This window comes from Enterococcus sp. DIV1314a (genome assembly GCF_051713805.1).
In the GTDB taxonomy this organism is placed as follows: Bacteria; Bacillota; Bacilli; order Lactobacillales; family Enterococcaceae; genus Enterococcus_I; species Enterococcus_I aquimarinus.
This window is the reverse complement of record NZ_JBIOQP010000001.1, coordinates 336833-353218: the sequence shown is the minus strand read 5'-3', so window position 1 is coordinate 353218 and position 16386 is coordinate 336833. Positions and strand designations below refer to the sequence as shown.

Annotated in this window: 12 protein-coding genes and 1 pseudogene; 12 read left to right on the top strand and 1 reads right to left on the bottom strand. The window is 30.0% G+C overall.

Annotated features, from left to right (window positions below; genetic code table 11):
* Positions 1 to 673: 673 nt before the first annotated feature.
* From IGI68_RS01705 to IGI68_RS01685, 5 genes and pseudogenes are all read left to right on the top strand, one after another.
* Complete coding sequence (locus IGI68_RS01705; protein ID WP_438729887.1) at positions 674 to 1003, top strand: type II toxin-antitoxin system HicB family antitoxin; 330 nt, start codon at positions 674 to 676, stop codon at positions 1001 to 1003.
* A gap of 399 nt (positions 1004 to 1402) precedes the next feature.
* Positions 1403 to 1951, top strand: a complete 549-nt coding sequence (locus IGI68_RS01700) for a hypothetical protein (RefSeq protein ID WP_112009062.1) — start codon at positions 1403 to 1405, stop codon at positions 1949 to 1951.
* A 2-nt stretch (positions 1952 to 1953) separates the two neighbouring features.
* Positions 1954 to 2652: a hypothetical protein gene (locus tag IGI68_RS01695; protein ID WP_438729883.1), complete on the top strand. Its 699-nt coding sequence runs from the start codon at positions 1954 to 1956 to the stop codon at positions 2650 to 2652.
* Between the two features lie 11 nt (positions 2653 to 2663).
* Positions 2664 to 3644, top strand: coding sequence for a hypothetical protein (locus IGI68_RS01690; RefSeq protein WP_438729880.1), 981 nt, complete (start codon positions 2664 to 2666; stop codon positions 3642 to 3644).
* Positions 3645 to 4175: 531 nt separating this feature from the next.
* A pseudogene (locus IGI68_RS01685) lies at positions 4176 to 4415 on the top strand (DUF6176 family protein); the annotation flags it as partial.
* A 25-nt stretch (positions 4416 to 4440) separates the two neighbouring features.
* On the opposite strand, the gene IGI68_RS01680 reads toward IGI68_RS01685, so the two are convergent.
* Positions 4441 to 5400: an IS30 family transposase gene (locus IGI68_RS01680; RefSeq protein ID WP_438729877.1), complete on the bottom strand. Its 960-nt coding sequence runs from the start codon at positions 5398 to 5400 to the stop codon at positions 4441 to 4443.
* Between the two features lie 225 nt (positions 5401 to 5625).
* Here IGI68_RS01680 and IGI68_RS01675 point away from each other — a divergent pair, with 225 nt between their 5' ends.
* The 7 genes from IGI68_RS01675 (at position 5626) to IGI68_RS01645 (ending at position 15924) form a co-directional block, all read left to right on the top strand.
* Complete coding sequence (locus tag IGI68_RS01675) at positions 5626 to 6558, top strand: ABC transporter permease (protein ID WP_438729874.1); 933 nt, start codon at positions 5626 to 5628, stop codon at positions 6556 to 6558.
* A gap of 183 nt (positions 6559 to 6741) precedes the next feature.
* Positions 6742 to 7632, top strand: coding sequence for a carbohydrate ABC transporter permease (locus IGI68_RS01670; protein ID WP_438729871.1), 891 nt, complete (start codon positions 6742 to 6744; stop codon positions 7630 to 7632).
* A gap of 37 nt (positions 7633 to 7669) precedes the next feature.
* Positions 7670 to 9376 carry an extracellular solute-binding protein gene (locus IGI68_RS01665; protein WP_438729868.1) on the top strand — a complete coding sequence of 569 codons (1707 nt, stop codon included), beginning with the start codon at positions 7670 to 7672 and terminating at the stop codon, positions 9374 to 9376.
* Positions 9377 to 9469: 93 nt separating this feature from the next.
* Complete coding sequence (locus tag IGI68_RS01660) at positions 9470 to 10111, top strand: hypothetical protein (protein ID WP_438729865.1); 642 nt, start codon at positions 9470 to 9472, stop codon at positions 10109 to 10111.
* A gap of 15 nt (positions 10112 to 10126) precedes the next feature.
* Positions 10127 to 11743, top strand: a complete 1617-nt coding sequence (locus tag IGI68_RS01655; protein ID WP_438729863.1) for a response regulator transcription factor — start codon at positions 10127 to 10129, stop codon at positions 11741 to 11743.
* 130 nt (positions 11744 to 11873) lie between these two features.
* Positions 11874 to 13466: a sensor histidine kinase gene (locus tag IGI68_RS01650; RefSeq protein ID WP_438729860.1), complete on the top strand. Its 1593-nt coding sequence runs from the start codon at positions 11874 to 11876 to the stop codon at positions 13464 to 13466.
* A gap of 400 nt (positions 13467 to 13866) precedes the next feature.
* Complete coding sequence (locus tag IGI68_RS01645) at positions 13867 to 15924, top strand: beta-galactosidase (protein ID WP_438729857.1); 2058 nt, start codon at positions 13867 to 13869, stop codon at positions 15922 to 15924.
* Positions 15925 to 16386 lie beyond the last annotated feature (462 nt).

Sequence of the window (16386 nt, the reverse complement as noted above, 5' to 3'; positions counted from 1 at the left end):
AAATAATTGATTTGCAAACTATCTAATATATTTTTAACATGAGAGATAGTTTACTTAATTCAAGTGATATTAACAGATGGAATATAATGATTGAAGAAATTTATAGTATCTCTAAAGAATTAAACTGTATGATCTCTGAAGACTTAGAAAGTTTTTTAATAAGCTCCTCTATAAATATAGGTAAATAAACCCAGAGGAATGCATGTAGTATTACTATTTTTGCTATGTCTTAAAAAATTATTCCTTCAACCAACTCGCCAAGTTGTGGTAATGACGGGATGTCATTTTATTAATTTTCATATAGTAGTATGAATAGTAAAAGGTTGATATATCGCCATTTTAATCTTTTTAAAACGTCATAAAATCATGTTTTGTTTAACCAGTTCTTATGATTTCTTACCAAAAACACGCCACGCAACTTGAATACGTTTTTGAATACGATTAGAAAACCAATCAAGATGAATTATCATCAATAAAGAGATTGGCTTTATTCTACAATCGTCAATTATCTTTAATGAACTTAACTTCATGGCTGAAGAAGGATTCCCACCTATTCCTGTTCATAGTAATCAGGATTTTAAAAAAAGAGACAGAGCAGAAGTTTCTGAAGGACTTAGGAATGAAAAAGCCCAGTCCTTTAGTTCGTTGGATTAATTCGAAAGGAGTGGTATCAATGAAAAAAAGTTACCCTGTAATTTTTTCTGCTGAAGTAAATGGCTACTCAGTAGTTTTTCCTGATTTTGCTGGAGCAACACAAGGAGATAATTTTGAAGAAGCTATGTCTAATGCTAAAGAATTTCTTGATGGAATTTTAGCTTACTATATTGACGAAGATATTCCGGTTCCTTCTCCAACAGATCTTCAACAACTAAAGAATTTGGATAATAACGAAATTGTTTCTCTTATTCAAGGAAATCCTTCTCCGATTGTCCAAAAAAAGGACGTACGTAAGAACGTCACAGTCCCTGATTGGTTAGTAGCTAGAGGGAAAAAGATAAAATAAACTTTTCTAAAGTTCTAACGGATGCGTTACTAAAAATATACGAATGATTGCCTACTATATTGTACACAGATAATGAACTGGCTGTTTAAAAAAAAGTTCTTATCAAAAGTACACCACGCAACTTGAATACGAGATTGACTATTCCATTAGAAAGACAAAGTTTCAACTAGTTTTTCTACTACGTTATACCCACAAATACCGATAGAATAAGAAATAAATAGTGTAACACAAGGGTATACTCTTGTGTTACATTTTCTTTTATTGATTATAGTAATTGATTTAGCATGTTCAAAATATTTTTAAATTATTGATGGTGGAAACAAGTGGAAAATTATAGTATTTATTCCAGCTATATATTATACTTACAGTGAATAGGATTGAAGAAAGGGAGTGTAGAGATTGGCAACTTATAAAGCAATTCAGATATTGAAAGATTTTTCTTTATCTGAGCTAGAGGACTTGGCAGCTCTATTCTCTAGTAAACAATCTATTATTGGTAAAGAAGATACCCCATTTAAATGCATTGCATATAATCCTGATTGTTATTTACAAAATGTGGATAAAATAAGTAGGCAATTTGAAAATGGGAATTTTAGACCCGTAATAATCACAAATTACAAATTTCTAGCTTTATTACTGTGGGTATCTAAGCTTGAAGAATTTGTTTTTACTGATTTTTCTTTTAAAGAAGACGGGGAAGAAGCTGAGTTGGAAAAAACGACAGTTAAAGACATGTTGTCTGATTCCGATGAAGTAGGCAATATATCTAATTTCTTAAAAGAGAATAGTCAAAAGATTCAATATATAGAGTTGTACCTAAAAAGTCCAAAAAATCGTGTCCGTATTCATTCTAATGGGAATATATCTTTATCGAATACATTTGATAAGGGCTTATATTCTTTAATAATCAAGATTGTCCAATTCCTTTTTACAGGACACACGTGCTAACTATGAAGGAGAAGATAAAATCAAAATTTATTGATGCGATTGCTACCTTTTTTGGAAGTTTAATGGCTTTAGGTTTATCTCATAAGTTTATGCCAATTTTCACTTCATACTTCAACTATTTAAAATGGGAACCTACTAGGATAGAGAAGGCTGAAGGTATTGTATTCGCGTTTTTTGTAGCTGTAGGGTTTATTTTAGTTCTCGCATTTTTCGGAATAATTAAGTGGATTTGGGAGAGTATTACTTTTCCAAAAGTAAAAGTTTCTTTTTTTAATCAAAAAGATAAAAAAATTCAGGAGCTAGATTTTAGAGACAGTCCTGAAGAACCTCAATACTTAAAAATTTGTTTTGATGCGAAATTCACTAAAATACAACTCTGGTTTCTCAAACGAATTTTGAATGCAAAGATCGTTATAAGGTTAAACCCACAAATGTGTGCGATAGAACTAGCTGAGGGGTTTATTTCAAATAATGAAGATTTTTATTTAGAAAATGGATCTATAACATTCGATATTTTCTCGAAATATAGTTCTTCAAGTGAGTATAGTTCAATTTACTTACAATTGAATCTCCTCCTAGTCCAAGCAGCTAGAGGAGAAATAAAACTTGAACTAGATTTATCTAAATCACCGTTCTTATCTAAATATCTATTTATAAATTACTGCAAATTTCAGTTAGAACAATTTACTATTCAAGGTTAGGAGTTAAATTAATGAATTATTTGCCTAAAAACCAACGTTATACGCTTTTAAAACTAAATAATGAATTTGCTACTTTAGACGATGTTAAAGAAAAAATTCTGGTTAGGGAACATAAAGACCCTTTGGCAGTTAAAAATATTCCAGAGGGAACACCTGAAGATGAAAAAACATTTCTTTATAAGTGGATTAATGTTTCGGAAGCAGAAGAAATTAAATTTGAAGAAGTTGAAGAAGTATTTTCATATATTAAAGTTACAGCTTTTTGTGAATTTAGCACTCGAAGAGTTTTTGATCAAAGTACAGGGGTGTTACTACCTAAAGAGGAACGACTAAATAAGTCAAATGTCGATGTCATTTTTGTTAAATCGGAAGATGGATTGTATGCTGTAATATTCTCTGCTGAATTTTATGAGTTAAGGCGTGTGAAGCGGTTGATTGGGGAAGGATCAATTGAACCATTATCTTCGATCCATCAAACTGAATCAGACTTGTTTCATTGGCTTTTTTATAAACGGATAAAGGAAGAATTTGAATTAAGTAAAGATATTACTTTAGATAACATTAATGGATTTACAGGCACAGTTCTTAGTGAAGAAAACCAATTTGAAGGCACTAGTATTCAGACAGCTGAGTTAATCATAACTAAAGCGTTTATTACTAACGGTTATCCAATTACGTCTATAAAAATTGATTTGCAAATGCCACTTGCGGCAGTTAATTTTTATCTAAATGAGGTTTCTGAAGGTAAAGAACTGAGAATAGTTGTGCAGAAAAGTTCTAGTATAGCACCGTTGTTAAATAGTGAAGATGTTGAATATGTTATCCCTATCTATGTATTTTTCTATTTAATACCTGAAATAGTAAGGCTATATAAACGAGATGAGTCTGAATTTCTATCTAGATCACGAAACAATTTCTTAACTGAGATAGGCATAGAAGTAATTAAGACCATAATGGCTAAAAACGATATAGATATAGAAGACATAAAATAGAAATCTAAATTTTTTCAAGTTGAACTATAACTATTCCCAACTTTCTAGAAAGAATTTAACTTCATGATTAATAAGAAAAAGAGTTTGATTCTTTAAATAACTTCTCTACCTGCTATTTTGGCTACGATATTGGCTACGTTTAAGATGATAGTACTTGCTGATATATACTGTCAGTCTATAGTAATTTGTTAAATGAAATATCTCTATAAACCCTATTCCTTTCTAATGATTACAAAAAGAGTCATTGGAAGGTAGTGTGGGGTAATAGAATTGAATAAGCTAGAAACGCTTACTTAAAGGTGTTTCTGGCTTTTTTTGTTTGAACGTGTAGAAAGTAACAACAAAAGTAACACCAATGAGAAATGGATATGTAGATTGTTATAGTGAAAACTGCCCAAGTAATGAAAACCTTTCAGAGGAAAAATGAAAAAATGTATAGGGGGAATTAAGACAAAATACTTTTTTAAGAGTGAAAATATAAAATGTAAATATTGATATATTAACAATAAGACGATGAAAGGAATGGATATCATGTTTCGAACAGAACTTACAAGATTTAAGGTAAATGTAGGTAAAAAGGTTATAGTTGATGAATGGATGACTATCTTAAATGAGCATATGGAAGAAACGCTGCTAACATCAAAAAACGAAAATATGTTTGTTGAAACGATTTTTAGAGAACAGCTCAACGGTGAGGAGTTTTTGTACTGGTATTCTATTCAAGAGGAAGGTGGAATTACTGTTAAGGATTCTGAGAATTGGATTGATAAAATAAGTAGTAATATAAATTTATTTGTCAAATTAAGCGAGACAACTGCTCTTCATTTACATAACTCAAAAAGACTTCCAATGGTGTCTGGTAGTTCAGTGATTTTCTGGGTATATGATTTCTTTTTGAAGCCACAGAGGAGATGAAATCCTGATTGACTTGATTGAAATCCATTTCTTTCGGTAGGCCATCTTTTCGAAGGAGACCATTTGAGTGTTCGTTTAAACCTCGTTGTGATGGTGTTCCTGGGTCTGCGAAATAAATAGCTATATCATTCATATTACTGATATTCTTCCAATTTGAGAACTCTTTACCACAATCGAAAGTAATCGATTTAAAGAGATTTTTAGGAACCGATTGAAACCAAGTATTCGTTGCTTTTTCAATATCGATTGCTTTACGACCTTCAGGTTTCAAAGCAATAATGACTTTTGAAAGGCGTTCAACGAGGGTGATGACGGCACTTTTATGATTGACACCGACAATCGTGTCGCCTTCTAGATGCCCGAACTCTGTTTCAAAAGAAGCATAATCCGTTTCTCGCTCAGCGATATTTCGTTTGAATGCTTGTTTTCCACGACGTTCTTGATGCCCGTTTGGTTTTCGTTTCCATTGCATGGGTAACTTACTTTGATCAAACTCACCATTTTTAAAACGACGATATAAGGTACGGACAGAACATGAAATTGAAAACTCACCTCGTCCAACAATCACATCCGGGGTCCAGCCTTGAGTTGTCTTGTCTTCGATGTATTCTTTTTCTGCTTTGGGTATTTCAATCGGCTTTCTTCCACAACGTTTTTTATTTTTCTTATACTGTTCGAGGTATTCGAGAGCCGTTTTTCCTTGTTTAAGAAAATGATAAACATTGTAAATGGCCTGTCTACCACGCTTGAGTTTCTTGGCAACGAAAGCAACGGGTGTTTCTTGATGAAAATATGCCTCTATAATTACGAGTTCATTTGGTGTAAGATGGGTATAGGTCATTTATGTTCACTCTCCCTGTATTCTTTCGACGGAATTACAATTTGAGTGTAACATAAATGATTTTTTTATTTGTCTCGCTTAATTTTACAATCGGCGATTTAAAAAAATCATGATATATATTTAGTAGAATTTAGGTAAGTAAGTATAAATTTGATTATATTATATTAATTAAAAATATAATATAATTTTATTTGTAAGCGGATAAAGTAAGAAAGGAGTTTTTTAATGAAAAGAAAGTTTTTTAAGAAAAGTGATTCTAGTACCATAGCTTTCCATTTAATGTTATTTTTACCAGTTTTATTCCTATTCGTCTTTAGTTATTTACCTATTTTCGGTTTAATAATGGTATTTCAAGATTATCAACCTGGTTTGGGTTTTTTTAAATCTTCATGGGTAGGATTAGATAATTTTAAAGTAATTTTTCAAATGCCTGATTTTTTACCAGCGTTGAGAAATACCCTTGTAATTGCATTAGGGAAAATTATTTTGAATGCTGCGATTCCGATAGTATTTGCTTTAATGCTTAATGAAGTTCGTATTAAATTTTTAAAGAGTTGGGTGCAAACGGTTACATACTTGCCTTATTTTTTATCTTGGATTGTTATTGCAGGAATACTCACAGAATTTTTAACGACAGGCAATACAGCAAATGATAGCGGAGTTCTAAATAATTTATTAATTAATATAGGAGTAATTAAAGAACCAATAAATTTTTTAGGAGATAAAAACTTATTCCCGTGGACGATGATTTTATCCGATGTTTGGAAGAATTTTGGATATAATTCCATAGTCTATTTAGCTGCTTTAACAGGAATTGATTCATCTCTTTATGAGGCAGCATCAATTGACGGTGCTAATAGATGGAAACAAACACTCCATGTGACTATTCCTGGAATCATGCCAATTATTGTCTTAATGACAGTTTTATCAATAGGCGGAATTTTAAGTGCAGGGTTTGATCAAATATTTAATCTGTATTCACCAGCTGTATATTCTACAGGAGATATTATTGATACTCTGGTATATCGTTTAGGTTTAGTTAATAGTCAATTTTCTTTGTCTGCAGCAGTAGGTTTTTTCAAGTCCATCGTTTCTGGACTATTGATTTTGATTTCGTATAAAATGGCAGATAGATATGCGGGATACAGAGTTTTTTAATATAGCTAGTATGAGATATAAAGTTGAATTTAAAATTATGATAATATTCGAGACTAGTCAAGATGATTAAATAAGAGCATCTATAAAAAATGGATAATAATAAATAAGCTAAACAAGGTTCATAAGGTTTACCTCTCCCAATCTGAAGATTAAAACCTTAAATATAATATATGAGGAAAACGTATGAAAGAATACATAACACCAAGCAGACGACTATTTTTAGTAATTAATACAATTTTGATAATTTTTATTGGGATAATTTGTATATTTCCTGTTTGGAATTTACTAGCTAAATCTTTTAGCGGTCCACAAGCAATATTAGAAAACAAGGTAGTATTATTGCCTGTAGATTTCACGACTAGTGCCTACGAATTTGTCATGAAAAACAAAGAATTTTGGACGGCCGTAGGGGTAAGTGTAAAACGAGTAGTTATAGGAGTTCCTTTAAATATGTTGTTAACAATTCTTGCAGCGTATCCATTGTCTAAATCGTCTCGTCGATTCAAAGCTCGTAAATTTTATAGTTTTTTCTTCATATTCCTATTAATTTTCAATGGTGGATTAATTCCTACTTATGTTGTTATTAATAAACTAGGGTTGATTGATACTATTTGGTCTTTAGTATTACCTGGGGCAGTCCCAATTTTCAATGTAATATTAATGATGAATTTCTTTAGAGGAATCCCAGAATCTTTAGAAGAATCAGCAATGTTAGATGGTGCAAGTCAATGGACAATACTAACAAAAATATACCTGCCCTTGGCAAAACCATCACTAGCCACCGTCACATTATTTTCTTTAATTGGACACTGGAATTCTTGGTTTGATGGCTTGATATATTCAAATTTCACACAAAATTACCCATTACAATCATATTTGCAAACAATGGTTGTGGATATTCAATCAGTAATAAGAAGTGGAGATTTACAAGCAATTAATGATATGTTGAGTATCTCAGATACAAATATGCGAGCTGCACAAATATTTATTTCGATAATTCCATTACTAATTGTTTACCCGTTTGCTCAGAGACATTTCACTGCGGGATTAACAATCGGAAGTGTGAAGGGTTAATAAAAATTGAAATTTTAAAAAGAAGGGTGAAAATTAAATGAAAAAAATATTTAAATTAACTATTTTTTCAGCATTATTATTGACTTTAGTAGCATGTGGAACAAAAGAGAATGAGATAGTTTCCAATGAATCTGTAGATACGACAAATAACCTATATGGATATGATGAACCAATTATTTTGAAAGTTGGTTGGGGATTTGCCTCGGATGTAACATGGAAAAATGGAGAAGGGCCAGAGAATAATGATTGGACCAGAGTATATGAAGAAAATGGATATAAATTAGAAACACTATATAGTGTGGATTCATCACAGTCAAATCAAAAACTTACAACTGCTATCGCTTCTGGTAACTATCCGGATATCATTGCAGGTTCAGGAAATGATATTTTGAAGTATGCAAAAACAGGAGTAATTTCCGACATAACTGATGCTTATGAAAAGTATGCTTCACCAGAATTAAAAGCTTATTATGATGGGACACCTGGGTCTTTAGATTCTGGTAAAATTGATGGAAAACTTTATGGATTACCACAGTTAGAGAATCCATGGAATAATGCCATGATGCTATTTGTAAGACAAGATTGGTTAGATAATCTATCTCTTTCGGCACCTACAACAATTGATGAATTAAAAGAAGTTGCATTAGCTTTTACTAAAAATGATCCGGATGGTAATGGTAAGGATGACACATATGGATTAGCTTTGAACGGAAAAGAAGATTTTTCTTTTTGGTCAGGCATGCAAGCATTCTTTGAAAGTTATGGTGTTCAACCTGGACACTGGGGAGGAAATTTTCCGTTTGTGGAAAATAATGGAGTAATCGAATGGGGAGGAGCAAACTCAGTAGTCATGAAAAAGGCTCTCGCAGACCTCAATGAAATGTATGAAGTTGGTTCATTAGCTAAAGGATTTGCTTCTTTAGATATGAACGTGTTAATGAGCGATGTAGGATCTGGAAAAGTTGGTATGTATTTTGCACCGCACTGGGGTGCAATGGTGCCAGGACCAGCAGCTTATTTAAATAATGAAAATGCAGTGTTAGCAGCGGTTGCTTTACCTGATGGAAATGGAAAAGATAGTGGGAAACCATATATAAATCCTACACCAAAAAATTTTTACGGAATATCAAGTAAATCAAATAATCCTGAAGCAGTTATAAAATTAGCTAATCTTTCCGTAAAATTATTGAACTTTCCAGAAAATGAGAAAGAACGAGAACTTAATGATTCTATAAGCGGTGGAATTGGATGGAAAGGTTCATTATTACCTTTGCGTGATTTGAAGAGTGAAATTGAAAATCAAAATAAAGTATTTGATATATTAAATGGTAAGGATACGGAATTAAATCAGTCTTATCAACAGATTTTTGAAGACTTAGAACTCTATGAAAAAGCAAAAAATGATGGAACACTGAAAGATAAAATAAAAAATGCCGATCCACAAGTTAGTTCAGGATTTTCTATGACAACAGTATATGGGGAATATGGTGGTTTGCACATTCAAAATGGTGATTACTTTGCAAATCAAAATGCTGTATCAGAAGCATATTTATCCACTCCGACGGATACTATGTCTAATAAATATGCTACTTTAAATCCTATGACACTCGAAACAATAGTTAAAATCATATCAGGTGCTGCTCCAGTAGATAGTTATGACGATTTTCTTGAAACGTGGAAAAACTTAGGTGGGAATGAAATAACTGAAGAAGCTCAAGAATGGTATGATAATAATAATAAATAAATAAACTTTATGAATACTTAGGGAACCTATCTAAAGACTCCTAAGTATTCATAGTTAATTTATAGTATTGGATACGGGAGAGGATTAGTAAAAATGCAAAAAGTGGATAATATTATAAATTATATATATATGTGTACATATATAACGACGGTTTTATTAATACCTATAGTTTTATTAATTTCTCTTCTATTTATATTTCCATTTCCTATAATATGGTATTTTATTACTATTTTTTATTTTGGAGGCATTATTTTTCCTTTAATAGTATCTTCACATGAAGTAACTGATACATTTTTAAGATATAAAATTACAAATAATTTGAATTCTCGAATGATTTTAATTTTGCGAATGAGAGGGAAAGAAATTATTAAAGTAGGTTTAGTGGTTGGATTTATGTTGGTTAATCTGAGTTTAGGAATTGTATTTTATAGTAATACGATTTTACAATTTTTATTTATCGTTCTAACAGTAGTTAGCATCATATATTTTCTTTATGCTTCAGTAATGGCTCATGAGTTAGAGAATAACTTCAAAAAAATTTTAATAACAACATTTTTTATGATTTTTTATAAGCCTAAAATTTCTCTTTTTTTATTCTTGAACCAAATTATGTTATTCTTGATACTACAAAGAATTAATTTTGTTTTACTAATTTTTCCTGGATTAGGACTCTTTGTATTAATAAATGTTTTTTATTATAGTTTACTAAAAAAATATCTATATACAAGAGAATGATTAAGGAGTGAAAAAATGATTGGAAATTTACTGATTGTAGATGATGAACTTGATGTATTAGAAGGACTATCAGAATTATTCAAGATTGAATTACCAGAAATAACCGTTTTCTCAGTTAATAATGCACGTAAAGCACTGGTACTATTAGATACAGTTCATTTTGATGTAGTTTTAACAGATATCAACATGCCGAAAATGAATGGCATTTCAATGTTTAAAAAAATTAGAGAGAGTTGGCCCATGTGTAGAGTTATTTTTTTAACGGGTTATAAAGATTTTGATTATTTATATGAAATCAATCAATATAAAGATGTGATTTTTTTATTAAAAAGTGAAACAAATGAAAATTTATTGAATGCTGTAAGAAAATCGTTTCAAAGTATTTCTGAAATGATGCGCGACAATGAAACTTTTTTACTAGATAGAAAAATTAGGAACGTTCAACAAAAATATTTGTCGTCCGAAATGGCAAGGAAAATTAATCAAGATACAGCAATTGAAGTAGAATTTTTGAGTGAATATGTTAAAATCCTAAATTTATCAATTGACGCCCCTTTATTTGTTTTTTTCTTTCGAATAGACTCATTAGATATTTCTAATAGAAATAGGGTAAGTATTAATAAACATTTTAATGAATATAGTCAAGAATATTTTCCGAGAAAATTACGTGTAACTATACAATGGGTAACACAGAATCAAGGTCTCATACTAATTCAATCGTCCGATATAGATATAACTAGCAAGGATGACATTTATAGTCATTATATTAAAGCTACTGGAGCTACAATGTATTTACAAGAAAAATTATTAATGTCGCACAATGAATCTTTTTCTATAATAACGAGCATAGAATTAAACTATTTATCACAAATTACGAAAATATATAAAAAATTATTATCTTTTAGCTACTTAATTTTAAGCAATAGAGAACAAACAATAATTAAGTTAGAGGAGGTAATTAATTATAATAATACTTTAAGTAATGAATTATTTGATCTTCAGAAATTTTTATCAGATTTTAAAATTGCAATAGATACTCGTAATAAATTAGTTTTCGAAAATTTAATAGGTAAGCTGTTATTCTTTATATTATCTAGCAAACATATAAATCAGGTACAAACTGCCTACAACGGAACTATGAGTATTATTTATTCTACTCTAATAAAATTCAATATATCAAAAAGAAATAATAACTATATTTTCCCGTCTTTTGAATCAATTCAACAAGCAGAGCAATCAATATTAGAGTATTCCAAGTTAGTTTCATCATTATTTGAGAATAAAGGGGAAAGTGAGAGATTAGCAGAAATTACTGATAGAGTAAAGGAGTATATTAATTCCAATATAAGTAGTGATTTATCTTTAATAAAATTAGCCGATATATGCTTTTTAAATCCAGCATATCTATCTAGAGTATATAAACAATATACAGGTGAAACGATTTCAGAATATATTAGTCGTAAGAGAATAGAAAATTCAAAAAATCAACTAATAAAACCACAATTGAAAATTAAAGAAATCGGAAATAGCGTTGGGTATATCACTCCACATTCTTTTACAAGATTTTTTAAAAAAAATGTAGGAATGACGCCGAAGGAATATAGAGAAAGAAACGGTATTAATGATGATTGATTACATTAAAATCCGAATAGAATCAATTAGTTTTAAAATTGTATTCATATTTTTATTACTATTAACATTATGTCTTATAATGTCGAGTATTTTGTATTATAAATCTACAGTGACTGTTCAAGACTCGGTTATGGAAAAAGGAATAGCACAAGCCCAATATTTTGTTGATTCAGTAGACAGTCAAATAGCCGTGGCTGAAGAAATGACGTTTAACTTAATGTTCGATAGAAGGCTAAGTTATCTTACGTCAAATAATACTATATTAAATGACTATGAGTTAAATCATGCATATTTAGCACAACAAGAAAGACTAAATAACTTAAAACTTAGTAGCAGTTTAATATCTTCTGCCAAAATATTTTTACCTAATATGAATAAAATTATTACTGATGATTCCATATTAACAATGGATAGTTTTGAATTAGTTAATTTGAAAGAGCATATAAATAAAAGTCAGAGGGGCGGAGTATATTTTTTTGAAAATAGTCTTTTCTTAGGAACGACGGGTACTAGAGTTCAATTAGATAATCAACTACCCGATATCTTTTTTTTAGTAAATTTTGATATTAATAAGTTAGAATCAAGTCTGAAAGATTTTTCAGTATACCCTCATAGTGGAAGTTTATTCTATATTGACAAAGATACAATACTTTCTTCTAATAAAAATAATACAAATTTTTATTTAACAATAAATGAATCAACAAAAAAAATAAAAGAAAATAACTTCAAAAATCAGATAGAAATTAATAATGAAAAATTTCAAATTTTAAAATTAGAAAGTATGTATTTGGGAAACTTTTACCAATATATTCCGTATAAAAGTTTATTTAATAAACCAGACAAAAATTTATTATTATTATTACTTTTATTCGGTCTATCTATATTCTTGATTTATATTTTTTCGAAATATATTGATAGAAATTTACATAAACCTCTTAGTGTATTAGTCGGACTCTTCAAAGACATGGAAGATGGTGTTTTAGATTCTGATCCTATAGTATTACAGTCACGCGAGAGGGAGTTTACATATGTCTTTAGTAGTTTCTACCAAATGAGACATTATATTAACACTTTGATTGAAGAAGTTTATGTAAAAACTAATTTAGTGCAACGTGCAGAAATGAAGCAATTACAAGCACAAATAAATCCTCATTTTTTGTATAATAGCTTTTTTTCATTAAGTAGAAAATTGGAACGTGGCGATACTATTGCAGCCGCAACTTTAGCTGATCATTTAGGCAAGTATTTTAGATTCTTGTCAAGGTCTTCAAATGATGTTGTTTCTTTTAATGAAGAAATCGAGCATGCGCGAAGTTATGCTGAAATTCAACAAATCAGATTTTATGACAGAATACAAATATATTTTGAGGAAATACCTTATTCTGCGATTAATAGAGCTGTACCACGATTAATTGTTCAGCCGATAATAGAAAATGCATTTAAATATGGACTTGAGAATAGGGAAGAGAATGGTTTACTATCAATTACATATACAGAGTTAGAAAATGGGATTATTATCAACGTAAATGATAATGGAGAAGATTTGTCTAGTACAGATATCGAAAAGCTGAACAAACAACTTTTTGATAATAATTTAACAGAATTAACTGGTCTATTTAATATTCATCGTCGTATTCAAATTATGTTTGGTGAAGAATCCGGAATATCAGTTAGTCAAAATAGTAGCGGAGGAATGTGTGTAAAATTAAAAATATTTTTCTAACCATAATTTTTAATCTAATACTTAGATAGTAGGTTCATTATTTTTAAACTAAAATAGAGTACGTTTTATTTTGTAAAAAGCGGTTTCTTCTTGTCGGAAAATATTTAATTCTGCATACTAATTAAATGAGAGTATAAAGTATTCATCTAAATAGTAGACAATACAATACAGTGATATATAATTGTTAACTTTTTTAAAATACGAGGTAAAGAAAGCGTATTCGATTTAAAAATAAGCTTATTAATATGATAGTTTGTCTCAGTCAAAAATGATTATCTATACTTTTATTTAATAAGTAGCAAAGTAAATTTTATCGAATGAACAGTATAATATTCTTAATAGAATATTAATAACAAGCATATTTATTCTAAATATAAATAATAAAGATGAGGAATTAACTATGAATAATAAATATGAGAAAGAAAGACGCCTTTTACATGGGGGAGACTATAGCCCAGAACAATGGTTATCATATCCTGATATATTAGCAGATGATTTGATAATGATGAAAGATACACACTCAAATACCGTATCTTTAGGAATGTTCTCATGGAGTGCTTTGGAACCCACAGAAGGTGAGTTTAATTTTGATTGGCTTGATAAAATTATAAATGATATTTATAAAATTGGTGGGAATATTATCTTGGCTACACCTAGTGGTGCTCGTCCAGCATGGATGTCTCAAAAATATCCAGAAGTATTACGGACAAATAACAAAAGAGAAAAGATGTTACATGGAGGAAGACATAATCATTGTTATTCATCTCCTGTCTATAGAGAAAAAACATCTATAATTAATAAAAAATTAGCAGAACGTTACGGAGAACACCCGGGGATATTGATGTGGCATATATCAAATGAATATGGAGGAGAATGTCACTGCAATTATTGTCAAGAAAGCTTTAGAAAATGGTTGAAAAATAAATATATAACTTTAGAAAACTTAAATAATTCTTGGTGGAATTCATTTTGGAGTCATAGTTTTACTGATTGGCTACAAGTGGAGTCCCCATCCTCATTAGGAGAAGAGAATGTCCATGGACTTAATTTAGATTGGAAGAGATTTGTAACAGATCAGACTATTGATTTTTATAAGCATGAAATTAAAGATATTCGAAAAATTACGCCCACCATACCTATCACAACTAATTTTATGGGAGACGTAAATAAACCAGCACCCCATGGATCCACTGATTATCATAAATTTGCGAAGCATGTAGATATAATAAGTTGGGATTGTTACCCCAATTGGCATAATGATTATGAATCAACCGCCGATTTAGCTTCTAAAGTAGCCTTTTTAGATGATCATTTTAGAAGTATGAAGAAAAAATCATTTCTTATAATGGAGTCAACGCCTAGTAGTGTTAATTGGCAAGATTTTAACAAAGCGAAAAGACCTGGTATGCATTTACTTAGTTCAATTCAGCATATAGCTCATGGATCTGATAGTAATCTATATTTTCAGTGGCGCAAGTCCAGAGGGTCATCAGAGAAATTTCATGGAGCTGTTATTGATCATGATAATAGTACTGAAAATAGAGTTTATCAAGACGTTAAATTTGTTGGGGAAATTATGGAGCGAATAAAAAGTGTAAAAGGTAGTAATAAGAACTCTAAAGTAGCTATAATTTACGATTGGAATAATCATTGGGCATTTGAAGATAGCCAGGGATTTGCATCTTCAACAAAAAAATATACTGAAACACTCCATGAACATTATCGTTATTTTTGGAATCACGATATATCTGTAGACATTATTCCACCATCAGACGATTTAGATAATTACGATCTAGTCATTGCTCCAATGTTGTATTTGATTTCTGAAGATGATATAGAGAATTTATGTAATTTTGTTAAAAATGGTGGGATACTTGTAGGGACATATATAACAGGAATTGTAAATGAGTTTGATTTAATATATTTAAATGGTTTTCCTGAAAAATTACAAAAATTATTTGGAATTAATAGAATTGAAAATGATATCCTCTATCCTACGGAAAGAAATGAATTATCTTTTGAAAATAATAATTATAAAATTTTAGACTATGCAGATACTATCCAAGTTAACAAAGCTGAAGTATTGAGTTATTATAAAAATGATGTTTCTTCTAATAAACCGGCTGTTGTAACAAATAAAATTGGAAAAGGTAGAACTTATTATATAGGTGCAAGGACTGAATATACATTTTTAGAAGATTTTTATAATTTTATATTGGTCCAATTAGAATTGAGTAATCCTTTGATAAAAGTAGGTGATACAGAGGTTTCGGTTCAATCTAGAAGTTCTTTACATAAAAATTATCACTTCGTTATGAATTTTTCTGAGAATAATAAAACGATAGAAATAACAAACGGGATTTTTGATATGGTATCTGGAAAAAAAAGTGACTTTATTTTGAACTTAAAACCCTACGAGGTGAGGATTCTCTACTCTTATAACAAAGATTTTAAATAAATTCTTAACTTATATTAAAAGGAAAGCCAAATTTGATGCTATACCTGTCCTGAAGGGATTTATTATCATTTTGATCGATAAAATCTTGAGCAACGGACCCTATTTTCAACGAAAGAAATTTCTTTCGTGATAGACTTCGAACATCAAACGTATCGTGCGGATTGTATCGTTTATGGTCAATGATTTGAGGTGGAGGATTTAGCGGCTCTTTAACAACTAAGGTTGGTACATCTTAAACGAATCTTTAGAATTGTGTCACGAGATCAGGCAGCAAACACTGCCTGGCTTTTTTTATGTGTCTTTTTATTGTTTATTTTTTGTATGCTTGATTTCTTTTTCTTTTCAAAGTATTTACCACGATTGATAAAAATTCTGATTTTGAAGTGAATGAAGTTTCTAAAGCCATAAACCTACAATTTTAAACCGCCCTTGACATAATATCTAATTGTTGCAAAAAAATGA

Excerpts from the sequence above, each read along its gene's own strand:
- IGI68_RS01705 (WP_438729887.1), top strand. The coding sequence starts at position 674 with ATGAAAAAAAGTTACCCTGTAATTTTTTCTGCTGAAGTAAATGGCTAC.
- IGI68_RS01695 (WP_438729883.1), top strand. The coding sequence starts at position 1,954 with ATGAAGGAGAAGATAAAATCAAAATTTATTGATGCGATTGCTACCTTT.
- IGI68_RS01690 (WP_438729880.1), top strand. The coding sequence starts at position 2,664 with ATGAATTATTTGCCTAAAAACCAACGTTATACGCTTTTAAAACTAAAT.
- IGI68_RS01680 (WP_438729877.1), bottom strand. The coding sequence starts at position 5,400 with ATGACCTATACCCATCTTACACCAAATGAACTCGTAATTATAGAGGCA.
- IGI68_RS01675 (WP_438729874.1), top strand. The coding sequence starts at position 5,626 with ATGAAAAGAAAGTTTTTTAAGAAAAGTGATTCTAGTACCATAGCTTTC.
- IGI68_RS01670 (WP_438729871.1), top strand. The coding sequence starts at position 6,742 with ATGAAAGAATACATAACACCAAGCAGACGACTATTTTTAGTAATTAAT.
- IGI68_RS01665 (WP_438729868.1), top strand. The coding sequence starts at position 7,670 with ATGAAAAAAATATTTAAATTAACTATTTTTTCAGCATTATTATTGACT.
- IGI68_RS01660 (WP_438729865.1), top strand. The coding sequence starts at position 9,470 with ATGCAAAAAGTGGATAATATTATAAATTATATATATATGTGTACATAT.
- IGI68_RS01655 (WP_438729863.1), top strand. The coding sequence starts at position 10,127 with ATGATTGGAAATTTACTGATTGTAGATGATGAACTTGATGTATTAGAA.
- IGI68_RS01650 (WP_438729860.1), top strand. The coding sequence starts at position 11,874 with ATGGAAAAAGGAATAGCACAAGCCCAATATTTTGTTGATTCAGTAGAC.
- IGI68_RS01645 (WP_438729857.1), top strand. The coding sequence starts at position 13,867 with ATGAATAATAAATATGAGAAAGAAAGACGCCTTTTACATGGGGGAGAC.